Origin of the sequence: Polaromonas sp. (genome assembly GCF_030680935.1) — a bacterium.
Classification (GTDB): Bacteria; Pseudomonadota; Gammaproteobacteria; order Burkholderiales; family Burkholderiaceae_C; genus Polaromonas.
Genome location: NZ_JAUXUP010000047.1, coordinates 25,859 through 48,502, shown reverse-complemented (window position 1 = coordinate 48,502; position 22,644 = coordinate 25,859). Strand labels below are relative to the sequence as shown.

General features: G+C 60.4%; 21 protein-coding genes and 1 tRNA gene. 16 read left to right on the top strand and 6 right to left on the bottom strand.

The window, feature by feature from the left end; all coding sequences use genetic code 11:
- The first annotated feature begins 11 nt into the window (after positions 1 to 11).
- From Q8L50_RS12295 to eutC, 7 genes are all read left to right on the top strand, one after another.
- Positions 12 to 992 carry a M23 family metallopeptidase gene (locus Q8L50_RS12295; RefSeq protein WP_305348918.1) on the top strand — a complete coding sequence of 327 codons (981 nt, stop codon included), beginning with the start codon at positions 12 to 14 and terminating at the stop codon, positions 990 to 992.
- A 136-nt stretch (positions 993 to 1,128) separates the two neighbouring features.
- Positions 1,129 to 3,894, top strand: a complete 2,766-nt coding sequence (gene secA / locus Q8L50_RS12290; RefSeq protein ID WP_305348917.1) for a preprotein translocase subunit SecA — start codon at positions 1,129 to 1,131, stop codon at positions 3,892 to 3,894.
- 50 nt (positions 3,895 to 3,944) lie between these two features.
- On the top strand, positions 3,945 to 5,186 hold the full coding sequence (argJ, locus tag Q8L50_RS12285) for a bifunctional glutamate N-acetyltransferase/amino-acid acetyltransferase ArgJ (RefSeq protein WP_305348916.1): 1,242 nt from the start codon (positions 3,945 to 3,947) through the stop codon (positions 5,184 to 5,186).
- A gap of 97 nt (positions 5,187 to 5,283) precedes the next feature.
- On the top strand, positions 5,284 to 6,252 hold the full coding sequence (locus tag Q8L50_RS12280; RefSeq protein ID WP_305348915.1) for an ATP-binding protein: 969 nt from the start codon (positions 5,284 to 5,286) through the stop codon (positions 6,250 to 6,252).
- On the top strand, positions 6,249 to 6,734 hold the full coding sequence (locus tag Q8L50_RS12275; protein ID WP_305348914.1) for an NUDIX domain-containing protein: 486 nt from the start codon (positions 6,249 to 6,251) through the stop codon (positions 6,732 to 6,734). The genes Q8L50_RS12280 and Q8L50_RS12275 overlap by 4 nt, the downstream gene beginning before the upstream one ends.
- A 214-nt stretch (positions 6,735 to 6,948) precedes the next feature.
- Complete coding sequence (locus Q8L50_RS12270; protein WP_305348913.1) at positions 6,949 to 8,355, top strand: ethanolamine ammonia-lyase subunit EutB; 1,407 nt, start codon at positions 6,949 to 6,951, stop codon at positions 8,353 to 8,355.
- Positions 8,356 to 8,369: 14 nt separating this feature from the next.
- Positions 8,370 to 9,215 carry an ethanolamine ammonia-lyase subunit EutC gene (eutC, locus tag Q8L50_RS12265; protein WP_305348912.1) on the top strand — a complete coding sequence of 282 codons (846 nt, stop codon included), beginning with the start codon at positions 8,370 to 8,372 and terminating at the stop codon, positions 9,213 to 9,215.
- Here the strand turns inward: eutC and Q8L50_RS12260 are convergent.
- Positions 9,208 to 9,888: a lytic transglycosylase domain-containing protein gene (locus Q8L50_RS12260; RefSeq protein ID WP_305348911.1), complete on the bottom strand. Its 681-nt coding sequence runs from the start codon at positions 9,886 to 9,888 to the stop codon at positions 9,208 to 9,210. The genes eutC and Q8L50_RS12260 overlap by 8 nt on opposite strands.
- A gap of 5 nt (positions 9,889 to 9,893) precedes the next feature.
- Positions 9,894 to 11,696 (bottom strand): proline--tRNA ligase, encoded by a 1,803-nt coding sequence (locus tag Q8L50_RS12255; protein WP_305348910.1) that lies wholly within the window; start codon positions 11,694 to 11,696, stop codon positions 9,894 to 9,896.
- A gap of 113 nt (positions 11,697 to 11,809) precedes the next feature.
- Here Q8L50_RS12255 and Q8L50_RS12250 point away from each other — a divergent pair, with 113 nt between their 5' ends.
- Positions 11,810 to 12,496: an RNA pyrophosphohydrolase gene (locus Q8L50_RS12250; protein WP_305349026.1), complete on the top strand. Its 687-nt coding sequence runs from the start codon at positions 11,810 to 11,812 to the stop codon at positions 12,494 to 12,496.
- Positions 12,486 to 12,980 (top strand): CNP1-like family protein, encoded by a 495-nt coding sequence (locus Q8L50_RS12245; RefSeq protein ID WP_305348909.1) that lies wholly within the window; start codon positions 12,486 to 12,488, stop codon positions 12,978 to 12,980. The genes Q8L50_RS12250 and Q8L50_RS12245 overlap by 11 nt, the downstream gene beginning before the upstream one ends.
- Here the strand turns inward: Q8L50_RS12245 and proB are convergent.
- From proB to rplU, 4 genes are all read right to left on the bottom strand, one after another.
- Entirely contained in the window at positions 12,970 to 14,106 is a 1,137-nt protein-coding gene (proB, locus tag Q8L50_RS12240; RefSeq protein ID WP_305348908.1) for a glutamate 5-kinase, read from the bottom strand. The genes Q8L50_RS12245 and proB overlap by 11 nt on opposite strands.
- A gap of 88 nt (positions 14,107 to 14,194) precedes the next feature.
- The gene (gene cgtA / locus Q8L50_RS12235) at positions 14,195 to 15,280 is read right to left on the bottom strand and encodes an Obg family GTPase CgtA (protein ID WP_305348907.1); all 1,086 of its coding nucleotides are present in this window, start codon (positions 15,278 to 15,280) and stop codon (positions 14,195 to 14,197) included.
- A 116-nt stretch (positions 15,281 to 15,396) separates the two neighbouring features.
- Positions 15,397 to 15,654 carry a 50S ribosomal protein L27 gene (gene rpmA, locus Q8L50_RS12230; RefSeq protein WP_305348906.1) on the bottom strand — a complete coding sequence of 86 codons (258 nt, stop codon included), beginning with the start codon at positions 15,652 to 15,654 and terminating at the stop codon, positions 15,397 to 15,399.
- Positions 15,655 to 15,692: 38 nt separating this feature from the next.
- Positions 15,693 to 16,004: a 50S ribosomal protein L21 gene (gene rplU, locus Q8L50_RS12225; protein ID WP_077593996.1), complete on the bottom strand. Its 312-nt coding sequence runs from the start codon at positions 16,002 to 16,004 to the stop codon at positions 15,693 to 15,695.
- A 159-nt stretch (positions 16,005 to 16,163) separates the two neighbouring features.
- Between rplU and Q8L50_RS12220 the strand changes: the two genes are divergently transcribed.
- The 7 genes from Q8L50_RS12220 (at position 16,164) to zapD (ending at position 22,620) form a co-directional block, all read left to right on the top strand.
- The gene (locus Q8L50_RS12220) at positions 16,164 to 17,147 is read left to right on the top strand and encodes a polyprenyl synthetase family protein (protein ID WP_305348905.1); all 984 of its coding nucleotides are present in this window, start codon (positions 16,164 to 16,166) and stop codon (positions 17,145 to 17,147) included.
- A 19-nt stretch (positions 17,148 to 17,166) separates the two neighbouring features.
- Positions 17,167 to 17,243: transfer RNA gene (locus Q8L50_RS12215), tRNA-Pro, on the top strand.
- A gap of 132 nt (positions 17,244 to 17,375) precedes the next feature.
- A complete protein-coding gene (pilB, locus tag Q8L50_RS12210) occupies positions 17,376 to 19,112 on the top strand; it encodes a type IV-A pilus assembly ATPase PilB (protein WP_305348904.1) in 1,737 nt (578 codons plus the stop codon).
- 32 nt (positions 19,113 to 19,144) lie between these two features.
- The gene (locus Q8L50_RS12205) at positions 19,145 to 20,359 is read left to right on the top strand and encodes a type II secretion system F family protein (RefSeq protein WP_305348903.1); all 1,215 of its coding nucleotides are present in this window, start codon (positions 19,145 to 19,147) and stop codon (positions 20,357 to 20,359) included.
- Positions 20,359 to 21,219, top strand: coding sequence for an A24 family peptidase (locus Q8L50_RS12200; RefSeq protein ID WP_305348902.1), 861 nt, complete (start codon positions 20,359 to 20,361; stop codon positions 21,217 to 21,219). Before Q8L50_RS12205 ends, Q8L50_RS12200 begins: the two co-directional genes overlap by 1 nt.
- Positions 21,220 to 21,229: 10 nt before the next feature.
- Complete coding sequence (gene coaE, locus Q8L50_RS12195) at positions 21,230 to 21,826, top strand: dephospho-CoA kinase (protein WP_305348901.1); 597 nt, start codon at positions 21,230 to 21,232, stop codon at positions 21,824 to 21,826.
- A 38-nt stretch (positions 21,827 to 21,864) separates the two neighbouring features.
- Positions 21,865 to 22,620, top strand: a complete 756-nt coding sequence (zapD, locus tag Q8L50_RS12190; RefSeq protein WP_305348900.1) for a cell division protein ZapD — start codon at positions 21,865 to 21,867, stop codon at positions 22,618 to 22,620.
- The last annotated feature ends 24 nt before the right edge of the window (positions 22,621 to 22,644 follow it).

Sequence of the window (22,644 nt, the reverse complement as noted above, 5' to 3'; positions counted from 1 at the left end):
GAGATGGACCAGTGCATTTGATTATCACGGATGCGTGGCTTGCCCAAAGCCGTGCCATCTATCTCAGCGGCACCAAGCTGGTGGTTGCGGGTTTTGTGGCAGCGCTGGCGCTGATGCTGGTGGCGGCTGGCATGTACCACTGGGTTTTCCTCAAGGGCGCGCGCGAGGGCTGGCCGGTGATTGGCGGCCTCGTCAAACTGATGGTCAGGGACGAGTTCGAGCAACGCGACCGCTTTCTTCGCGAAAACCTCGATGCCATGGCCAAACGGCTGGGGGAAATGCAGGCCAAGATGATGCAATTGGAAGCGCTGGGTGAGCGGGTGTCGGGGCTGGCCGGTGTCAATCCGAACGAAATCAAAACCATGCCAGGGCGCGGTGGTGCACTGGTAACCGGGCGATCCCTCACCATGGAAGAGTTACAGGCCACCCTCGCCGATCTGGACAAGTTGACGGACCAGCGTGTGGATTTGATGACCGTCATGGAGTCCCGCCTGTTTGACCAGAAGATCAAGAAAATGATGGTGCCTACCCAGCAACCGGTAGCCAGTGGCGCCTTGGGCTCGTCGTTTGGCTGGCGCATTGATCCGCTGAACGGGCGTTCGGCACTACACACCGGCCTGGACTTTCCGGCCGAGCCCGGTACCCCCATACTGGCTGCTGCCGGTGGTGTGGTGGTGACGCAGGAGTACCACCCGGCCTACGGGAACATGGTCGAGGTTGACCATGGCAATGACCTGGTATCGCGTTACGCCCATGCGTCCCGGGTCTGGGTCAAAAAAGGCGATCTGGTTAAACGCGGCCAGAAAATTGCCGATGTCGGCACCACCGGCCGGTCCACCGGCCCGCATCTGCATTTTGAGGTGCTGGTACAGGGTGTGTTCCAAGACCCGCAAAAGTTTCTCACGGCGGGCCAGAAACTGCCGAACTCGGTGGCGCTTGCCGCGCCCCGGCCGGCGCCGGCACCGCTGCTACAGACGGCACGACCGAAATAGCCCTGCGGCACAGGTAAAATGCGCAGCTTGCGCGCGGTTGAAATCAGCCGGCAGCGCCCACATCTCAGTCGATACTCAACAAGGGATTTCGGCCCCCCTGCCGGCTCAAGCGAGCTGTCAGCGCGGCTTCGCATGTATGGCTTCCAATTTCCTGACCAAAATCTTCGGCAGCCGCAATGACAGGCTGCTCAAAACCTACCGAAAATCCATAGAGCGCATTGCCGCCCTGGAAGCGCCGATGGAGAAGCTCGACGATGTCGCCTTGCGCGCCAAAACCCGGGAGTTCATAGACCGCATTGCCCAGGGAGAGACGCTGGACGCCATCCTGCCTGAAGCTTTTGCAGTGGTGCGCGAGGGCAGCAAACGCGTCATGAAAATGCGCCACTTCGACGTCCAGATGCTGGGCGGCATGGCCCTGCACAACGGCAAAATTTCAGAAATGGGAACCGGTGAGGGCAAAACCCTGACGGCCACCTTGCCGGTTTACCTCAATGCACTGACTGGCAAGGGTGTGCATGTAGTGACAGTCAACGATTATCTGGCCGGCCGCGATGCGCGATGGATGGGCAAGCTGTACAACTTCCTCGGCCTGACCGTTGGCGTCAACCTGCCCAACATGTCACGTGGGGAAAAGCAGGAGGCCTACCGCGCCGACATCACGTATGGGACCAACAACGAATTTGGTTTCGACTACCTGCGCGACAACATGGTGTATGAGGTGGCCGACCGGGTGCAGCGTGGCCTGAATTACGCGATCGTCGATGAGGTCGATTCCATCCTGATCGATGAAGCCCGCACACCGCTGATCATCAGCGGCCAGGCCGAAGACCACACCGAGATGTACCTGGCCATTAACAAAGTGGTGCCGCTGCTCACGCGCCAGGAAGGAGAGGCCGATCCGCGCACCGGTGAGGGCGTCATCAAGCCAGGCGACTTCACGCTGGACGAAAAAACACACCAGGTTTTCCTGACAGAGCAGGGCCATGAAAACGCCGAGCGCATCCTGTTCAGCCTGGGCCTGATCCCCGAGGGCGCCACGCTCTACGACCCTGCGAATATCTCGCTGGTGCATCACCTGTACGCCGCGCTGCGCGCCAATCACATCTACCACCGTGACCAGCATTACGTGGTGCAGGAAGGCGAGATTGTGATCGTTGATGAATTCACGGGGCGACTGATGGCCGGTCGTCGCTGGAGCGAAGGCCTGCATCAAGCCGTCGAGGCGAAAGAGGGCGTTCAGATCCAGGCCGAAAACCAGACGTTGGCATCGATTACCTTCCAGAACTATTTCCGGCTGTATGGCAAGCTGGCCGGCATGACCGGTACCGCCGATACCGAGGCCTACGAGTTTCAGGAGATCTACGGTCTTGAGACCACGGTGATTCCACCGAACCGCCCGAGCCGGCGCGAAGACCAGCTGGACCGGGTGTACAAAACCACGCGCGAAAAATACGAGGCTGCGATCCAGGATATCCGCGAGTGTCACGAGCGCGGCCAGCCGGTGCTGGTAGGAACCACTTCGATTGAAAATTCAGAAATCATCGATCAGCTGCTGGAGAAGGAAAAGCTGCCGCACCAGGTGCTCAATGCGAAGCAGCATGCACGCGAAGCCGACATCGTGGCGCAGGCGGGGCGCCCCGGCATGATCACGATTGCCACCAACATGGCGGGTCGGGGCACAGACATCGTGCTTGGCGGCAATGTGGAAAAGCAGGTTGAAGCGGTCGAAGCGATGGAGGAGGTGCCCCAGGAGGGCAAGGCTGCAGAAATCGCGCGCCTGCGCGCCGAATGGGCGAAAGAGCATGAAAAAGTCAAATCGCTCGGAGGCCTGCGCATCATCGCGACCGAGCGCCATGAGTCGCGCCGTATCGACAACCAGTTGCGCGGCCGTTCGGGCCGCCAGGGTGACCCGGGCTCGTCGCGCTTTTACCTGAGCCTGGACGACACCTTGATGCGCATTTTTGCCGGTGACCGGGTGCGGGCCATCATGGAGCGATTGAAGATGCCGGACGGCGAGGCGATTGAGGCCGGCATTGTGACGCGCAGCATCGAGTCTGCCCAGCGCAAGGTGGAAGCGCGCAACTTTGACATCCGCAAGCAGCTGCTGGAGTATGACGATGTCGCCAACGACCAGCGCAAGGTGATTTACCAGCAGCGCAACGACATCATGGACGCGGTCAGTCTGCAGGATCAGATTGCATCGCTGCGTGAGGGCTGCTTCACCGATCTGGCGCGGCAATACATTCCGGTGGAAAGCGTTGAGGAGCAATGGGACATCGCCGGGCTGGAAAAAGTGCTGCGTGACGAGTGGCAGATCGAACTGGCGCTTCAGGCGGAGGTGCAGGCGGCCAGCGCGATCACCGATGAAGACCTGCTGGAAAAGGTGATCGCCGCTGCCAATGCAGCGTTTGATGCCAAGGTCGAGAAAATTGGCGAGGAAAATTTCACCCAGTTTGAGCGCATCGTGCTGCTGCAAAGCATAGACACGCACTGGCGTGAGCACCTGAGCTCGCTGGACTACCTTCGCCAGGGCATCCACTTGCGCGGTTATGCACAGAAGCAGCCCAAGCAGGAGTACAAACGCGAAGCTTTCGAGCTGTTTGGCCAGTTGCTCGACAGCGTGAAGAACGAGGTCACCAAGATACTGATGACGGTCCAGGTGCAGTCCAGCGAACAGCTCGGCCAGGCCGCCGAAGAAATGGAAGACCGGGCCGAGCGCATCTCCAACGTGACTTACACCGGGCCAACAGAATCCGGCGATGTGGAAACCACGGTGGACGACAGCGCCTACCAGCACAAGCAGCCCTTGCCCGCAGGCGCTGTGGCCCGCGTGGGCCGCAACGACCCTTGTCCGTGCGGCTCGGGCAAAAAATACAAGCTCTGCCACGGCAAGCTCAGCTAATTCCCGCGGCATCAACCGCAATCAACCGCTATCCGGGGAGTCCACAGACCATGCCTGTCAATCTGCTTGCCACGCCTGAGGCTGAGCTTTATCCGGTGTCGGGTGTGCGCTGGGGTATCGCCGAGGCCGGTATTCGCAAGGCGGGCCGCAAGGACCTGTCGGTGCTGCTGCTGGCCGAAGGCGCTTCGGTCGGTGCGGTGTTCACGCAAAACCGTTTTTGCGCCGCGCCGGTACAAATCTGCCGCGAGCACCTGGCCAAAAATGGCGGTAAAAGTCTGGGCATACGCGCGCTGCTGATCAACACCGGTAACGCCAACGCCGGCACCGGTACAGATGGCCTGAGCCGCGCCCAGTCCAGCTGTATCGCGCTGGCGCGCGAGCTGAATATTTCACCTGAACAAATCCTGCCGTTTTCTACCGGCGTGATCATGGAGCCCCTGCCGCACGAGCGTATTGCGGCGGGCCTGCCTGCCGCATTGGCCGATGCCCAGGAAAACCACTGGGCCAGGGCGGCTGAAGCCATCATGACCACAGACACGGTGGCCAAGGCATTTTCCAGCCGCATCACGCTGGGCGGCGCGGCGGTCACCATCACCGGCATCAGCAAAGGCGCTGGCATGATACGGCCAAACATGGCGACCATGCTCGGTTTTCTGGCCACCGACGCCTGTGTAGCGCAGCCGCTGATGGCGCGACTGGCCAGCGAGCTGGCCGAAGGTTCCTTCAACCGCGTCACGGTGGACGGTGACACCTCGACCAACGATTCTTTTGTCGTGATCGCGACGAATCAGGCCAAACATGCGCCCATCACCTCGCTGGACAGCGCGGACGGGCAGACCCTTAAGGCGGCAATGCTGGACATCGCCCGCAAGTTGGCGCAGGCCATCGTGCGTGACGGTGAAGGTGCCACCAAGTTCATCACCATCACGGTTGAAGGGGGCAAGACAGGCGCAGAATGCCGCCAGGTGGCTTATGCGATTGCGCATTCTCCGCTGGTCAAAACCGCGTTTTTTGCCAGCGACCCGAATCTGGGCCGCATCCTGGCCGCAGTCGGCTACGCCGGCATCAGCGATCTTGACCAGACGAAGATCGATTTGTACCTGGACGACGTGCTGGTGGCCAAAAACGGCGGTCGGCACGAAGCTTATGTTGAGGCCGATGGCCAGCGCGTCATGAAACAAAGCGAAATCACCGTGCGCGTGCTGCTGGGCCGGGGCACGACATCGGACACCGTCTGGACCTGCGACCTGTCTTATGACTATGTCAAGATCAATGCCGACTACAGATCATGAGCCGCCCCCGAATCGCCTGCGGCGCCTCCCCCTCGAGAGGGTGCCATCCGCGGCCCGGCAGAGCCGGTTCCGCGATAGCCCGCGCAGGGGGTAGCCTGTGAACGAAAAGTTTGAGCGATTGATAGACCGTGCGGAGCAACTCCTAGCGCGGATAGAGTCCGTGCTGCCGCAGCCCCTGACAGCGCCCGACTGGGGCCAAACCGTCGCCTGGCGCTACCGCAAACGCAGCTCTGGCCACGGCGCGCTGGAAGCCATCAAATACCTGGGAGTGATGCATCTGGCAGACCTGAAAGAGATCGACGGCCAGAAAGAAAAAATCCAGCGCAACACGCGCCAGTTTGTGGAGGGTCAGCCGGCCAACAACGTACTGCTCACCGGCTCGCGCGGGACCGGCAAATCCTCACTGATCCGCGCCTGCTTGAACGAATATGCTCCCCAGGGTTTGCGCCTGATCGAGGTGGACAAGGCCGATCTGACCGACCTGCCCGACATTGTCGATATCGTCACCGGACGGCCCGAAAAATTCATTGTGTTTTGTGATGACCTGAGTTTTGACGAGGGGGAGTCCGGCTACAAAGCGCTCAAATCGGTGCTCGACGGCTCGGTCGCTGCCAGTGCGCCCAATTTGCTGATTTACGCCACCAGCAACCGGCGCCACCTGTTGCCTGAGTACATGAAAGAAAACCTCAGCTACACCCACACCGACGACGGTGAAGTGCATCCGGGCGAAGTGGTCGAAGAAAAGATATCGCTGTCCGAGCGCTTTGGCCTGTGGGTCAGTTTCTACCCCTTCAGCCAGGAGGAATACCTGACCATCGTGGCGCAGTGGTTGTCGTCTTTTGGTGTGTCTCAGGAAGCCATTGCGGCGGCCAAACCGGCATCGCTGGTCTGGGCATTGGAGCGCGGCTCACGCAGTGGTCGTGTGGCCTACCAGTTCGCCCGTGATTACGCCGGCACTGACAGCGCCAGCCGGCCCGTGGTGGCGCCTGCCATCGCCGCCTATGAGCGGCCTGGCGCGGCAGTGTTGCCCGGCGAAGGCGATCAGGCCCCTGATCACTCAACATGAAGGTGCTGGTCGCCGATGCAGAGCGGCCGCGCGAGGGCGGCGCGGACCGCGCTGTGGTGGACGTCGCGGTCGGCGTGCTGGTGCGTGCCAACGGTGATTTCCTGCTGACGTCGCGGCCAGCGGGCAAGGTGTACGAAGGCTACTGGGAGTTCCCGGGCGGCAAGCTGGAAGCCGGCGAAACGGTAGAGCACGCCCTTCGCCGCGAGCTGCACGAAGAAATCGGCATCACGATAGACGCCGCCCATCCGTGGAAGGTGGAGCTGGTGGACTATCCACACGCGCTGGTGCGGCTCAATTTCTGCAAGGTCTTTCACTGGGCTGGTGAATTGCACATGCGGGAGGGCCAGCAGTGCGCCTGGCAGCGTTTGCCGGTGGAGGTTCAGCCGGTCCTGCCCGGTACGCTGCCAGTGCTGACATGGTTTGCCGAAGAGCAGCGCCTCACGCAGGCAACGCTGTCGCCTGTTTCACTGAAGACCTCCTGAGCCCCTTTGGGGGCGTAGTTTGCTATGTAATTTATAGCTGCTTGCTCAGGTGGGGTAAGGGCTGGGAGCAGATTTGACATGATAGTCCGCGTGCCCACCGGGTCATCTGGCTTTTTTTCTGCCGGTGAGACATCACGACCACGCGCATTCAGGGATGCGGCACCGACATGCAGGGCCGTTGCCAAGTCAGCGGCAGTGTGCAAGGATTGCCCGCATGACAGGCCACCAATTCAGCCACACCCTGGGCACGACGACCTATCGCTTTCATGACCTGAAAGACCTCTTGGCCAAAGCCTCGCCCCTGCGTTCGGGCGATGTGCTGGCCGGTGTGGCGGCTTCCACCGATGAAGAAAGGGTGGTGGCGCAGATGACGCTGGCTCAGTTGCCGCTGGTCACCTTCCTCAGCGAAGTCTTGGTGCCTTACGAAGATGACGAGGTCACGCGCTTGATCATAGATGGCCACGATGCCGCTGCGTTTGCGCCCATCAGCCACCTGACGGTCGGCGACTTTCGCAATTGGTTGCTGAGCGATGGGGTGGACAGCGCTGTGCTGGCCCGCGTCGCTCCCGGTATCACGCCTGAAATGGCGGGCGCAGTTTCCAAGCTCATGCGCAACCAGGACCTGATTCTGGCAGCGCAGAAATGCCGTGTGGTCACGGCGTTTCGCAACACCATAGGCCTGCCGGGGCGGCTGTCCACCCGGCTGCAGCCGAATCACCCGACCGATGACACGGCCGGCATTGCTGCCAGCCTGCTAGACGGGCTGCTGTACGGGAGCGGTGATGCGGTATTCGGTATCAACCCCGCCACCGACAACGTGCCGCAAGTGGTCCGGCTGCTGGGCATGCTTGACGAGATCATCCAGCGTTATGCGATTCCGGCGCAATCGTGTGTGCTGACGCATGTCACCAACACCCTGGCGGCGATCGAGCGGGGCGCGCCGGTAGACCTGGTGTTTCAGTCGATTGCCGGGACCGAGGCCGCCAATCGCAGTTTCGGCATCGACCTGGCGTTGCTGGCCGAGGCCCGCAGCGCCGCATTGTCATTGGGCCGCGGCAGCGTGGGCAACAACCTGATGTATTTTGAAACCGGGCAGGGTAGCGCACTGTCGGCCGGTGCCCACCACGGCATGGATCAGCAGACTTGCGAGGCGCGGGCCTACGCCGTGGCGCGCCACTTCAAGCCCCTGCTGGTCAACAGCGTGGTCGGTTTCATCGGGCCCGAGTACCTGTACGACGGCAAGCAGATCATCCGCGCCGGACTCGAAGACCATTTTTGCGGCAAGCTGCTGGGCCTGCCCATGGGCTGCGACACCTGCTACACCAACCATGCCGAGGCCGACCAGAACGACATGGATGTGTTGCTGACGCTGCTGGGCGTGGCCGGCTGCACTTTTGTGATGGGTGTACCGGGATCGGACGACATCATGCTGAACTACCAAAGCACTTCGTTTCACGACGCACTGTATGCGCGGCGCGTGCTGGGCCTCCGGCCGGCGCCGGAATTTGAGGCCTGGCTGGAAAAAATGCAGATTCTCAAGCCAGGCAAGGCCGGCGGGTTGCCCCAGCTTGTCGAGCAAATACCGCCAGCGTTTCGCGATGCCCTGCTGCGCGTGTCCTGAATCACATCAGCGCCATGAAGCCTGTCCCCGCCCCCGTGCCGACCTCGGTGATCGACAACCCCTGGCAGCAGCTGCGCCAGTTCACGGCGGCACGTATTGCGCTTGGCCGCAGCGGGGTCAGCCTGCCGACGCAGCCGCAGCTGGCGTTTCAACTGGCCCATGCGCGAGCGCGCGACGCGGTGCACCTGGCGCTGGATGTGCCGCAGCTTTTGCAAGAACTTGAAAGCGCGGGTCTGACCCAAGCCGGGGAGGCTTTGGTGCTGGAGAGCGCAGCAGCTGACCGCCTGCAGTATTTGCAGCGGCCCGATCTGGGCCGTCGCCTGAGCGATGCCTCGCGCGGGCGCCTGAAAGCATTTCCAGACGAGGCAATGGCGCACGGGTTCGATCTGGCGGTGGTGGTTGCCGATGGTTTGTCCGCGCTGGCTGTGGCGCAACAGGCGGTACCGCTGTTGCGGGCCCTGCAGCCGCACTTAAGCGCTGCGCAGTGGTCGCTGGCGCCGCTGGTCATCGTCAGGCAGGGGCGCGTGGCGGTGGGCGACGAAATCGGCCAGTTGCTGGGGGCCAGGGCGCTGTTACTGCTGATCGGCGAGCGCCCCGGTCTGAGCTCACCCGACAGCCTGGGCGCCTACCTGAGCTGGATGCCGCGCGTGGGCCTGACGGACGCCAGCCGCAACTGCATTTCCAACATCCGGCCCATGGGCCTTTCCTGTGAAGAGGCGGCCATCAAGGTGCACTACCTGATCTCGGAAATGCAAAGGCGCCAGCTGTCGGGTGTACTGCTCAAAGACGAAAGCAGTGCCGATTCGGGCTTGCCGGGCAAAACAGCACGCGGCAACTTCCTGCTAGCCGGTCCTAGCTGAAGTCCCAGACTTTTTTGGCGCCCAGTACCGCGTCAGGGTAGGGCGCCTTGCCGCGCGAGCCGTTGTAGCGGCCCAGTCCCATGAACAGGTCGCCTTTTTCCCGGTCCAGGTAGTGGCGCAGGATCACGCAGCCAAAACGCAGGTTGGTCTGCATGTGAAACAGCTTGCCGGCGTCGCCGTCGCCGATCACACGCGTCCAGAAGGGCATGACTTGCATGTAGCCGCGCGCACCTACGCGGCTGACGGCGAACTTGCGGAAGTTGCTCTCGACCTGAATCAAGCCCAGCACCAGCGCCACGTCAAGGCCGGCGCGTTTGCTTTCGTACCAGACGGTCTGCAAAAACTCCTTGCGGATCTGCCACTCGGGTTTTTTCTTCTTCAGCCGGTCGCTCATCGCGCCGAGCCAGCGCAGGTAAACCAGGCGGGTTTCGGTGTCACGAAATTCAGGCACCGGCGGCGCCTGGTTGGCCACAGCCGAGCTCAGCGCCGTACGAACCGAGTCAATCAGCGGCTCCTCTATCTGTGCACCAGCCCAGAGTTGCTCTGAAAATAATAGCGATCCGCCCAGTACTGACAGGGACTGGAGGCACTTTCTTCTTGATATCTCCGCTGCATCGGTAGCTGGCGTGGCGGCACCGCCGGGCCAGCACAAGAGTGAGTCGTAAGCAGCCATGTATCTCAGACGGCCAGCTTTCCCTTGAGAAAGGTGAATGCTTCGGCAACGCCTACCTTGGTGGAAGCCTCATCACGGCGGTGCTGGTATTCGAGCTGCCCGTCTTTTATGCCCCGGTCGCCAATCGTGATGCGGTGTGGCACACCAATCAGCTCCCAGTCGGCAAACATGGCACCGGGCCTCTCGTTGCGGTCATCAAGAATAACGTCCACGCCCGCAGCCAGCAGTTCTGCGTAAAGTTTGCTGGCGGCAGCCGCGACTTCGGGGAAGCGGTCCGGGCTGATTGGGCAGAGCACCACGGTGAAAGGCGCAATCGCGTCCGGCCAGACGATGCCGCGCTCATCGTGGTTCTGCTCAATCGCCGCAGCGGGCAGGCGCGTGATGCCGATGCCGTAGCAGCCCATTTCAAAAAATTGCGGCTTGCCGTTTTCGCCAAGAAAGGTCGCGTTCATGGCCTGGCTGTATTTGGTGCCGAGGTAAAACACATGACCGACTTCAATACCACGCTCGATCGCCAGTACCCCTTGGCCGTCGGGTGAGGCATCACCTGCGACCACGTTGCGGATGTCGGCGATCAGCTCAGGCTCGGGCAGGTCGCGGCCCCAGTTGACGCCGGTGAGGTGAAAGCCCGCTTCATTTGCGCCACAGACCCAATCGCTCAATACCGCTACCTCCCTGTCAACCACTAGATGAATAGCTGTTTGGTCCTGAAGGAGACCGGTAGCCCATCCTCCTTGACGATTGATAGGCCCCAGATAACCTGGTCTACAGCCGAAACAACCTTCAATTTCGTCTGAAGTAGCCATGCGGAAATTGCTCAGACCTTTAATCTTGCGCACTTTGACTTCGTTCATATCGTGATCTCCCCTTAGGAGAAGCAGATAAATGGAGGGTCGTGCGGTCGTGGCTCCGGATAAACCCAAATCCATTCGAACCGTAGGCTCACCGGGATCCACTGCTAAGACCAACGATTTCACCGTACGTTGAATTGGTATATCTAGCAACTCAGCGACGTCGGTGCAGGTCGCCTTGCCGGGCGTCGGAGTTTTGGTGAGTGGCTGTAAAGCAGCCTGGCGCGCACCCTGGGGCGCCAGTGCTTCGGCCTTTTCCATGTTGGCGGCGTAGTCACTCGTTGGGCAATAAACAATCGCGTCTTCGCCGGTGGCGGCAATCACCTGAAACTCTTCACTGAGGTCGCCGCCGATCGCGCCGCTGTCGGCTGCCACCGCGCGGTAGCGCAGGCCGAACCTGTCGAAAATCCGGCGGTAGGCGGCCGCCATAACCTGGTAGCTGGCCTTGGCCGCAGTCTGGTCCCGGTCAAAACTGTAGGCGTCCTTCATGATGAACTCGCGCCCACGCATCAGCCCGAAGCGCGGCCGGCGTTCGTCGCGGAACTTGGTCTGGATCTGGTACAGGTTTTTCGGCAGCTGCTTGTAGCTCTTGATGTCCTGGCGCACCACATCGGTGACCACTTCCTCACTGGTGGGTTGCACCACAAAATCGCGGCCGTGGCGGTCCTTGATACGCAACAGCTCCGGGCCCATGGACTCGAAGCGGCCGGTTTCCTGCCAGAACTCGGCCGGCTGGATCACCGGCATGGTCATCTCGACGGCACCAGCGCGGTTCATTTCGTCCCGGACGATGGCTTCCACCTTGCGGATCACGCGCAGGCCCATAGGCATGTAGTTGTAAATGCCGGCGCCCAGTTTTTTGATCATGCCGGCACGCATCATCAGCTGGTGGCTGGCCACTTCGGCGTCGGCGGGCGCTTCCTTGAGGGTGGAAATGAAGAACTGGGAAGCTTTCATGGGCGATTTATGGGGTTCTGGACAGGAGTCGCCGCGGCAGGCGTGGCACGCGCTTGGCGCCGGGGCCTGCGCTGTGCATAATGGACTCAGTTAAAAAAATTTGAGGTTTGATTATGCTCGACCGGGACGGCTTCAGGCCCAACGTCGGCATCATCTTGCTCAACCAGAGAAGTCAGGTATTTTGGGGCAAGCGCATTCGAACCCACTCCTGGCAGTTTCCGCAGGGTGGCATTGACCGGGGCGAAAATCCCGAGCAGGCCATGTTCCGTGAGCTGCATGAAGAAGTGGGGCTGATGCCGCAGCATGTGCAGGTGCTTGCCCGGACCCGGGACTGGTTGCGTTATGAGGTGCCTGACCGGTTTATCCGCCGCGATGCGCGCGGCCACTACAAAGGCCAGAAACAGATCTGGTTTCTGCTGCAACTGGTCGGTCACGACTGGGACTTGAACCTGCGCGCCACCGACCACCCGGAGTTCGACGCCTGGCGCTGGAACGACTACTGGGTGCCGCTGGATGTGGTGGTGGAGTTCAAGCGCGGTGTGTATGAAATGGCCTTGACCGAGCTGTCGCGTTTTGTGCCGCGCTTTGACAACCGTTTCGAGCAACGTCCCGATCACCGCAACCGCTATCTGCGAGGCGGCATGCGTCAGCGCGACGCGCCAGGCCCTGAAGACCTGGCTATGCACGGCATGCCAGGCCCCTCGTTCGAGCTACCACCAGGGGCCAGCTTTGAGCCCGATCCGCAAACCGCCCAGATCAACCAGGTGGCCGCTTCCAGGAATGACAATCATGACGTTTAGATTTTGGGTGGCAGCGGGCCTGCTGGGCCTGTCGTGCTCGGTGTGGTCGCAGTTCAATCCCGATGCGCTGGACTGGAAAGAGGGAGAGGTGCCGCCGGCGCCCGCATTTGATGTGGGCAAACTGGTGGAGTTTGACGTTTCAACCGGCTCGTCTCTGGTGTATGGTGTTGACCCGGCCACTTTGCGCATTGGCAACGATGGCATTGTTCGTTATGTAGTGGTGGCCACCAGTCGTACAGGCGTGCGTAATGTGTCGTACGAAGGCATACGCTGCTCCAGCGGGGAATTCAAAACCTATGCCCGCCACTCTGCCGAAGGCGGCTGGCGTCCGGTGGACAAGCCTGAGTGGCGGTCGCTGTTTGGCAATATGCCCTCGCGGCACGCGGTACAACTTGCGAAGGCCGGGGCCTGCAACAACTCCGCCCCGACTTCATCAGTGGATGAAATTGTCAACCGCCTTAAAACTCACGGGTTCATCCAGTAAGGACCAGGTTGGTGCGGTGAATCATTTCGGCTTCACCGGTATAACCCAGCAAACCTTCAAACTCTGACGACGGTTTGCGGCAGATCAGCCGGGCTTCAGCGCTGGAATAATTGGCCAGGCCGCGGCCCAGCTCTGTGCCGTCCCCGGCGCGTACGGCTATCACATCGCCCCGGGAAAAGTCGCCAGCCACCGCTGTCATGCCAATCGGCAGCAGGCTTTTGCCCTCTTTCTGAACCTTGGCCGCGGCGCCGTCATCCACAGTGACCGCGCCGCGCACCTGTAGATGGTCGGCAATCCATTGCTTGCGTGCCTGTACCTTGGCGGTTTGTGCGACCAGCAAGGTACCAATGGCCTCGCCCTGCGACAGGCGGATCAGGACCTGGGGCTCGCGGCCCCAGGCAATCACGGTAGATGCGCCGGAGCCGGCAGCGCGCTTGGCTGCCAGGATTTTGGTGATCATGCCGCCCTTGCCAATGCTGGAGCCAGCGCCGCCAGCCATGGCCTCCAGCAAGGGGTCGCCAGCCTTGGCCTCATGCACAAAGCTGGCCTCAGGGTCCTTGCGCGGGTCGGCGGTGAACAGGCCCTTCTGGTCGGTCAGGATGATCAGGGCGTCAGCATCCACCAGATTGGCAACCAGCGCACCCAGGGTGTCGTTGTCGCCAAACTTGATCTCGTCGTTGACCACGGTGTCGTTTTCATTGATCACCGGGACCACGCCAAACTGGAGCAGACTCAGCAGCGTGGAGCGGGCGTTGAGGTAACGCTCGCGGTCGGCCAGGTCTGCATGGGTCAGCAGCACCTGCGCGCTGCCGACGCCGTTTTCCCGCAGCTGGCTCTCATAAACCTGCGCCAGGCCCATTTGTCCAACGGCCGCCGCCGCCTGCAACTCGTGGATGGCTTTGGGTCGGGTGACCCAGCCCAGGCGCTTCATGCCCTCGGCGATGGCGCCGCTGCTGACCATGATCACCTCACGGCCGCCTTGAACCAGCGCAGCCAGTTGCTGGCACCACTGGCCTATGGCCTCTGCGTCCAGCCCACGCCCCTCATTCGTGACCAGGCTGGAGCCCACCTTGACGACGATGCGTTTGGCGTTGAGGAGGACGGTGGAAGCTGGTTTTTCCTGCATATTCAGGTGATTTTTTGGCTCGTACCCTTTGGGGGTGTGCGTGGGTAGCTATGAATCAAATAGCGGCCGATGCGGGCTGGCAGGCGGTTCAGTCGGCTGCTGGCGGCTCTAAAGGCAGTTCGGCAAAACGCGGGTCGATCTCTTCCGGCGCCTGCTCGCTTTTCTGGACTGATTTGACATGCTGGTAAATGGTCTTGACCAGGTGCTCGCAGCCTTCGCGCGTCAGGGCAGAAATTTCAAACACCGGGCCCTTGAACTTGAAACGCTTGACGAAATCCTTGACCAGCGCGGCGCGTTTGTCGTCGTCCACCATGTCGAGCTTGTTGAGCAACAGCCAGCGCGGCTTGTCGTAAAGTGCCGCATCGTATTTTTTGAGCTCGCCCACAATGGCTTTGGCCTGGGCGACCGGGTCTACGCTGTCGTCAAAAGGTGCCATGTCAACAATGTGCAGCAGCAGGCGGGTGCGCTGCAGATGCCGCAGAAACAGGTGGCCCAGCCCGGCGCCTTCGGAAGCGCCCTCAATCAGGCCCGGCAAATCGGCAACCACAAAACTCTGCTCCGGGCCCACCCGTACCACGCCCAGATTGGGGTGCAAGGTGGTGAAAGGGTAGTCGGCAATACGTGGCCGCGCGTTGGAAACGGCGGTGATGAAGGTGGATTTGCCCGCATTGGGCATGCCGAGCAGGCCGACGTCGGCCAGTACCTTGAGCTCCAGCTTGAGGCTTTTGCGCTCACCGGGCCAGCCCGGTGTTTTGCTGCGCGGCGCCCGGTTGGTCGAGCTTTTGAAACGCAGGTTGCCAAAACCGCCATCGCCGCCCTTGGCTATCAACACCTCTTCACCTGGCACCAGCAGTTCAAACAGTACCTCGCCGGTCTCTGAGTCGGTGAGTATGGTGCCGACTGGCATCTTGAGGATGACGTCATCACCTTTGGCGCCGAACATGTCCGAGCCCATGCCGTGCTCGCCGTTGCGGGCCTCATGGCGGCGCGAAAACCGGAAATCGACCAGGGTGTTCAGGTTGACATCAGCCACCGCATACACATGCCCGCCACGCCCGCCGTCGCCACCATTGGGGCCGCCGAACTCTTTGTACTTCTCGTGGCGGAAGGAGACGCAGCCACTCCCGCCATCGCCAGCAGCGATGTCAATATAGGCTTCGTCAACAAATTTCATGAGGATTCTGGTTGGGGCCTGGGTGTGGCCGAGAGAGAGCTTAGTTTACAAACAACGGGGACCCAAACAACAAAGCCCCGACCAAGCGGGGCTTCGATGCCATCGAAGTGATCAGCTTACGCCGGGGTCACATTGACGGTGTGTTTGTTCATCGCGCCTTTGACTGCAAAGGACACCGAACCGTCCACCAGGGCAAACAGGGTGTGGTCTTTGCCGATGCCGACATTGACGCCCGGGTGAAACTTGGTGCCGCGCTGGCGCACAATGATGCTGCCTGCGTTGATCACTTCGCCGCCGAACTTCTTGACACCCAACATCTTGGGCTGCGAATCGCGCCCGTTTCGCGTAGAGCCGCCGCCTTTTTTCTGTGCCATTTTTCAATACTCCTTGGTGAGTCCTGGACCTTCTGTGCTTAACCGACGATAGCGCCGATTTGCAGTTCAGTGAAGTTTTGCCGGTGACCCTGGCGTTTTTGGTAATGCTTGCGACGACGCATCTTGAAAATGCGCACCTTGTCGTGCCTTCCCTGGGAAAGGACAGTAACCGTAACAGTGGCGCCGGACACCAAGGGCGTACCAACCGTGATTGTGCTGCCGGTTCCGACAGCCAATACCTGGTCAATAACGATCTCTTGGCCTACGTCCGCAGCAATCTGTTCTACTTTAATTTTTTCACCAGTAGCAACCTTGTATTGTTTGCCACCGGTTTTTATGACCGCGTACATGTAAGACCTCTTATGTGAGTTCTGCGGACGGATTTCCACAGAGCCTTCCATTCTAGCATGAGGCCTTAAAAACCGTGGTTCCGCCAGTCCGGCGAGGCCATGAACCGGGGCAGGCCGCGCCGCTTCCTATAATCAGAGCATTTCCTTGTCTGGACCGCCTTGACCGCTCACTCTTCTAGCACCGCCGCCGCGCTTGCCCTGATTTCCAGCGACATGCAGGCCATGGATGCGGTGATCGCGCGGCGACTGAGCTCTGAAGTACAACTGGTCAGCCAGGTGTCCCAGTACATCGTGGCAGCTGGCGGCAAGCGTTTGCGACCGGCTTTGCTACTGCTGATGTGCGGCGCGCTGGATTACCGCGGCGATCAGCGATTCAACCTTGCAGCTGTGGTGGAATTCATACATACCGCCACTTTGTTGCATGACGATGTAGTGGACGAGTCGACCTTGCGACGGGGCCGGGCAACGGCCAACGCGGCTTTCGGCAACCCTGCCAGCGTATTGGTGGGGGATTTTCTATATTCGCGGGCTTTTCAGATGATGGTGGATGCTGGCGACATGCGCATCATGAAAACCCTGGCCGAAGCGACCAACGTGATTGCTGAAGGCGAGGTGCTGCAGCTGATGAACATGCACGACGCTGGCTTGACTGAAGAGGGCTATTTGCGCGTGATTCGCTCCAAAACAGCGAAATTGTTTGAAGCAAGCGCCCGCCTGGCCGCCTTGCTGGCCCAGTCGTCTGCTGAGGTGGAGCAAGCTTGCGCCGACTATGGACAGGCATTGGGCACGGCCTTTCAGGTGATCGACGATGTGCTCGACTATGACGGCGACGCCACGGAAATGGGTAAAAACCTGGGGGACGACCTGCGCGAAGGCAAGGCCACTTTGCCGCTGATCATCGCGATGCAACGCGGCAACCCCGCCGAGCAGCAATTGATACGCCAGGCCATAGAGGCCGGGCAAACCGGGCAGTTGCCCGACATCATCGCCATCGTGCGGCAGACTGGCGCCTTGCAGGCCACTCGGGAAGCTGCCGCGGCGGAGGCAGAGCGCGCCGTTCAGGCGCTGAGCGTTCTGGGGCGCAATGCCTACAGCGAGGCATTGCTACAATTGGCTTCCCAGCTGCTGCAGCGTCGTTCCTGACGCCGGACCGGGCACCTGTCGGGGTGTAGCTTAGCCTGGTAGAGCGCTACGTTCGGGACGTAGAGGCCGGAGGTTCGAATCCTCTCACCCCGACCAAATTCACGTTTCCTGCTTTTTCGGTCGCTTCTGGTTCGACGTGCTTCCTTGCCCGCGCCATTTCGATTTACACCGCATGCGCTATCGGCGATGATGTCAATTTTGTCAATTTGAGGTAGATTCGCAAAACCCATGGCAGCTGTCGATACCGTTACCAACGCGCCCCCACCCGTGGCCTTGCCTGGCTTGGGCAGGGCTTTGGTCATTGCCGGCAAGCTGGGGCAGAAAGCGGCCGAAGACATATTCCGCAAAGCTCAGAGCGGGCGTACCAGCTTTATTGCCGAGCTCACCGGCTCAGGCGCTGTTTCTGCTTCGGATCTGGCACACACCATGTCCACCGCTTTTGCGGCGCCTCTGCTGGATCTCTCGGCCATCGATACCCAGCGCCTGCCCAAAGGGCTGCTGGATGCCAAAATCTGCCAAGCCTACCGCATTGTTGTCCTGAGCAAACGCAGTAATCGTTTGATTGTGGCCACCGCCGACCCCTCGGATCAGGAGGCGGCTGAAAAGATCAAGTTTTCCACCCAGATGGGTGTCGACTGGGTCATCGCGGAGTACGACAAACTGTCCAAGATGGTGGAAGCTTCGGCTACCACTGCTTCGGAGGCAATGGACAGCATCATTGGCGATGATTTTGAGTTTGACGAGTCAACGGCCGAAGCGGCAAGCACGGAGAGTAATGACACCGGCGTTTCTGAGGTGGAAGACGCGCCGGTCGTCAAATTCCTGCACAAGATGCTGCTGGATGCGTTCAGCATGCGCGCCTCTGACCTGCACTTCGAGCCCTATGAGCACACCTACCGTGTGCGGTTCCGGGTTGACGGCGAGCTGCGCGAGATTGCGTCGCCGCCGGTGGCGATCAAGGAAAAGCTGGCGTCGCGCATCAAGGTCATCTCGAAGATGGATATTTCCGAAAAGCGGGTGCCGCAAGACGGAAAAATGAAGCTGAAAATCGGCCCGGACCGCGTGATCGATTTTCGTGTCAGCACCCTGCCCACGATGTTTGGCGAAAAAATCGTGATCCGGATCCTCGACCCGAGCAGTGCGAAGCTGGGCATTGATGCGCTGGGTTACGAGCCGGTAGAAAAGGAACGTCTGCTCAACGCGGTCCAGCGCCCCTATGGCATGGTGCTGGTGACAGGACCTACCGGCTCCGGCAAAACCGTGTCTCTCTACACCTGCCTGAATATTCTGAACAAACCCGGCGTCAACATTTCGACGGCGGAAGACCCGGCCGAGATCAATTTGCCCGGCGTCAACCAGGTCAGCATGAACGACAAGGCCGGCCTGACATTTTCCGTTGCCCTGAAAGCCTTTTTGCGGCAGGACCCCGACATCATCATGGTCGGCGAAATCCGCGACCTGGAGACCGCAGAAATATCGATCAAGGCGGCCCAGACCGGCCACCTGGTGCTTTCCACTCTGCACACGAACGATGCGCCGGCTACCCTGACCCGTTTGCGCAACATGGGCATTGCGCCTTTTAACATCGCTTCCAGCGTGATCCTGATCACCGCCCAGCGGCTCGCCCGGCGCCTGTGCCCCGCATGCAAGGCGCCCGCCGACATTCCACGCGAGACCCTGCTCGAAGCCGGTTTCAAGGAAGAAGACGTGGATGGTTCCTGGACACCTTTCCGTCCGGTGGGGTGCTCGATGTGCAACAACGGCTACAAAGGCCGGGTTGGCATCTACCAGGTCATGCCTATCACGGAGGAGCTCCAGCGCATCATCCTGCGTGACGGGAGTGCGCTGGAGATCGCTGCGCAGGCAGAAACGGAAGGCGTCAAAAGCCTGCGCGGAGCCGGCTTGCACAAGGTCAAACTGGGCATGACTTCGCTTGAAGAAATCCTGGCCTGCACCAACATGTAGATACAGATCCATCAGCATTTGAAGAAGGCAATATGGCAACCGCAACATCCGGCATCAAGGAATTCGTCTTCGAATGGGAGGGCAAGGACCGCAACGGCAAACAGGTTCGTGGCGAAACCCGGGCTGTGGGAGAAAACCAGGTCAAAGCCGCTTTGCGCCGGCAGGGCGTGCTTCCGACCAAGATCAAAAAACGCAGCATGCGTTCGGGCAAGTCCATCAAGCCCAAAGACATCGCCATATTTACCCGGCAGCTGGCGACCATGATGAAGGCCGGTGTACCGCTGCTCCAGTCCTTCGATATCGTCGGTCGCGGCAACCCCAACGCCAGTGTGACCAAGTTGCTCAACGACGTGCGTACCGACGTGGAAACCGGCACCTCTTTGAGTGCCGCTTTCCGCAAATACCCGCTGTACTTCAACGCCCTGTATTGCAACCTGGTGGAGGCCGGGGAGGCCGCGGGTATTCTGGAGGCCTTGCTCGACCGCCTCGCGGTTTATATGGAAAAAACCGAGGCCATCAAGTCGAAGATCAAGTCTGCCTTGATGTACCCGGCGTCGGTAGTGGTGGTGGCTGGCGTGGTGGTTGCAGTGATCATGATTTTCGTGATCCCGGCGTTCAAGAGCGTCTTCTCCTCATTTGGCGCTGATCTGCCGGCGCCTACCTTGTTTGTCATGGCGATCAGCGAGTTTTTTGTGGCTTATTGGTGGCTGATTTTCGGAGGTATTGGTGGCGGCTTGTATTTTTTCATGCAAGCGTGGCAGCGCAGTGAAAAGATGCAGCGTTTCATGGACAGAGTCCTGCTGAAAATTCCTATTTTTGGTACCCTGATTGAAAAATCGTGTATCGCACGCTGGACCCGCACCCTGTCCACGATGTTTGCCGCTGGCGTGCCGCTGGTCGAAGCGCTGGACTCGGTCGGTGGTGCGTCGGGCAACTCCCTGTACGCCGATGCCACGCTGAAAATCCAGCAGGAAGTCTCCACTGGCACCAGCCTCACGGCGGCCATGGGCAACGCGAACCTGTTTCCCACGATGGTGCTGCAGATGTGTGCGATTGGGGAGGAATCCGGTTCAGTGGACCATATGCTCGGCAAGGCAGCCGACTTTTATGAAGCCGAAGTTGATGAGATGGTGGCCGGCCTTTCCAGTCTCATGGAGCCCATCATCATCGTGTTTCTGGGAGGCCTCATAGGCGGAATTGTGGTGTCGATGTACTTGCCGATCTTCAAGATGGGCCAAGTGGTTTGATGACTGGGGGATGGACCGGGTTGCCTGCCGAGTTGGATGCTGTGCTGGCTGCCCTGCTGGGCTTGCTGGTCGGCAGCTTCCTGAACGTGGTCATTTACCGCTTGCCAAAAATGATGGAGCGGCAATGGGCCGCTGAATGCGCCGAGCTTGCTGGTGAGGCGCCGCCAGCCGCCGAAAAATTCAATTTGATGGTTCCCCGCTCACGCTGTTCAAGCTGCGGACATCTGATCGTCTGGTACGAAAACATCCCGGTCCTGAGTTACCTCTTCCTGAAAGGCCGGTGTTCCGTCTGCGGCACCAGGTTCGGCTGGCGATATCCGGTGGTTGAGATGGTCACTGGCGCTCTTTTCTTCTTCTGCATCTGGCGCTGGGGGCTGAGCGCCACCGGGCTGGCCTGGTGTGGATTTTCCGCCGCCTTGCTCGCGCTTGCACTGATCGACTGGGACACCACCCTTTTGCCGGACGACATCACCTTGCCGCTGTTGTGGGCCGGGCTGGTCGTTTCCGCCCTGGGCTGGAACCCGGCGGTGTCCTTGGGCCAGGCCGTGTGGGGTGCGGTTGCGGGCTACATGTCACTCTGGCTGGTGTACTGGGCCTTCAAGCTGGTGACCGGCAAAGAGGGCATGGGGTACGGCGACTTCAAGCTTTTTGCCGCGCTTGGCGCATGGATGGGCTGGCCCGCGCTGGTGCCCATGATTCTGATGGCCTCTGTGATTGGTGCCGGCGTGGGTATTGCGATGAAATTTTCCAGCGGTCTGCGCGAAGGGGGCTACGTGCCTTTTGGTCCCTTTTTGGCTGGCGCTGGCCTGACGGCCATGGTGTTCGGTCCGCAATCCATACTTCGTGCTGTCGGGCTGTAAGTTGAAAAAAATGGCGCTGCGTGTGGGTCTGACGGGGGGCATCGGCAGTGGCAAAACCACGGTGGCCGGATTGCTGGCCGAGTGCGGCGCGGCGGTGGTGGATGCCGATGCCATTTCACGCCGGTTGACCGCGCCAGGCGGAGCGGCCATGCCGCTGATTGCCGCATCCTTTGGGGAGCGTTTTGTCAATGCCGAGGGGGCACTGGACCGCGATCTGATGCGTGAGCTGGTGTTTGCCGATCCGGGTGCCAGAAAAAAACTCGAAGCCATTGTGCATCCGCTGGTGGCTGCCGAAACTGCCCGCCAGACGGACCGCGCCACCAGCCCGTGTATTGTTTTCGATATTCCGCTGCTGGTGGAGTCCGGCCGTTGGCGCCAGCAGCTCGATCAGGTGCTGGTGGTTGATTGCAGCGAGGACACCCAGGTAAGTCGCGTCATGGCGCGTAACACGTGGGCCCGCGAGGCGGCTCTTCAAGTACTTGCCGTTCAGGCGACACGGGAGCAGCGCCTGGCTGCGGCAGATGTCTGCATCTACAACGAGGCGCCTCTTACGCTGACTGCGCTGGCGGTGATGGTGCGGCAACTGGCCCTGCGCTTCGGGCTATGATGCGCAAACTATCCATCCGCTGAAAAAGATATATCGCAGTGATTCTTTACGAGTATCCCTTCAACGAACGCATACGCACCTATCTGCGCCTAGAGCACTTGTTCCACCGGCTGGGTGAACTGGCTTTGCGCGAGCACTCCACGGACCACCATTTCGCCATCACCACGATCTTTGAAGTGATGGATGTCGCGGCCCGCGCTGACCTGAAAACCGATGTACTCAAAGACCTCGACCGGCAAAAACACATCCTCAATGGCTACCGCGGCAACCCGGCGATTTCCGAGGCGGTGCTGGACGAAGTGACCGGCCAGCTGGACGCCTGTTTTGCCGGTTTGAACGGTCTGCCTGGAAAAGCCGGGCAATCCCTGACCGAGAACGACTGGCTGATGAGCATACGCAGCCGCATTGGCATTCCCGGTGGAACCTGCGAGTTCGATTTGCCAGCCTACTTTGCGTGGCAGCACTTTGAGGCGAACGTGCGCCAGCAGGATTTGCAGCGCTGGATTGCCCCCCTGGTGCCACTGGCGGAATCCGTGCGCATGCTGCTCAAGTTACTGCGCGATTCCGGCTTGCCCCAGAAGGTACTTGCGGCTGGCGGGCAATACCAGCAAACCCTGCCGCAGGGGCGGACTTTCCACCTGCTGCGTCTGCGGATTGATCCGGCGCTGGGTTTGATTCCCGAGATCAGTGGCAACCGCCTGATTGCTTCGGTCCGCCTCATGCGGCTGGAAAATGACGACCGGCTGCACCCATCGGTCGACGATGCGGCCTTTGAGTTAACTCTTTGTTCCTGACATCGCGGCCACAGGGATTTTTTT

What these genes read in the sequence shown, in the direction of transcription:
- secA (WP_305348917.1), top strand. Translation starts at nt 1,129, where the DNA reads ATGGCTTCCAATTTCCTGACCAAAATCTTCGGCAGCCGCAATGACAGG.
- argJ (WP_305348916.1), top strand. Translation starts at nt 3,945, where the DNA reads ATGCCTGTCAATCTGCTTGCCACGCCTGAGGCTGAGCTTTATCCGGTG.
- Q8L50_RS12275 (WP_305348914.1), top strand. Translation starts at nt 6,249, where the DNA reads ATGAAGGTGCTGGTCGCCGATGCAGAGCGGCCGCGCGAGGGCGGCGCG.
- Q8L50_RS12270 (WP_305348913.1), top strand. Translation starts at nt 6,949, where the DNA reads ATGACAGGCCACCAATTCAGCCACACCCTGGGCACGACGACCTATCGC.
- eutC (WP_305348912.1), top strand. Translation starts at nt 8,370, where the DNA reads ATGAAGCCTGTCCCCGCCCCCGTGCCGACCTCGGTGATCGACAACCCC.
- Q8L50_RS12260 (WP_305348911.1), bottom strand. Translation starts at nt 9,888, where the DNA reads ATGGCTGCTTACGACTCACTCTTGTGCTGGCCCGGCGGTGCCGCCACG.
- Q8L50_RS12255 (WP_305348910.1), bottom strand. Translation starts at nt 11,696, where the DNA reads ATGAAAGCTTCCCAGTTCTTCATTTCCACCCTCAAGGAAGCGCCCGCC.
- Q8L50_RS12250 (WP_305349026.1), top strand. Translation starts at nt 11,810, where the DNA reads ATGCTCGACCGGGACGGCTTCAGGCCCAACGTCGGCATCATCTTGCTC.
- Q8L50_RS12245 (WP_305348909.1), top strand. Translation starts at nt 12,486, where the DNA reads ATGACGTTTAGATTTTGGGTGGCAGCGGGCCTGCTGGGCCTGTCGTGC.
- proB (WP_305348908.1), bottom strand. Translation starts at nt 14,106, where the DNA reads ATGCAGGAAAAACCAGCTTCCACCGTCCTCCTCAACGCCAAACGCATC.
- cgtA (WP_305348907.1), bottom strand. Translation starts at nt 15,280, where the DNA reads ATGAAATTTGTTGACGAAGCCTATATTGACATCGCTGCTGGCGATGGC.
- rpmA (WP_305348906.1), bottom strand. Translation starts at nt 15,654, where the DNA reads ATGGCACAGAAAAAAGGCGGCGGCTCTACGCGAAACGGGCGCGATTCG.
- rplU (WP_077593996.1), bottom strand. Translation starts at nt 16,004, where the DNA reads ATGTACGCGGTCATAAAAACCGGTGGCAAACAATACAAGGTTGCTACT.
- pilB (WP_305348904.1), top strand. Translation starts at nt 17,376, where the DNA reads ATGGCAGCTGTCGATACCGTTACCAACGCGCCCCCACCCGTGGCCTTG.
- Q8L50_RS12205 (WP_305348903.1), top strand. Translation starts at nt 19,145, where the DNA reads ATGGCAACCGCAACATCCGGCATCAAGGAATTCGTCTTCGAATGGGAG.
- Q8L50_RS12200 (WP_305348902.1), top strand. Translation starts at nt 20,359, where the DNA reads ATGACTGGGGGATGGACCGGGTTGCCTGCCGAGTTGGATGCTGTGCTG.
- coaE (WP_305348901.1), top strand. Translation starts at nt 21,230, where the DNA reads ATGGCGCTGCGTGTGGGTCTGACGGGGGGCATCGGCAGTGGCAAAACC.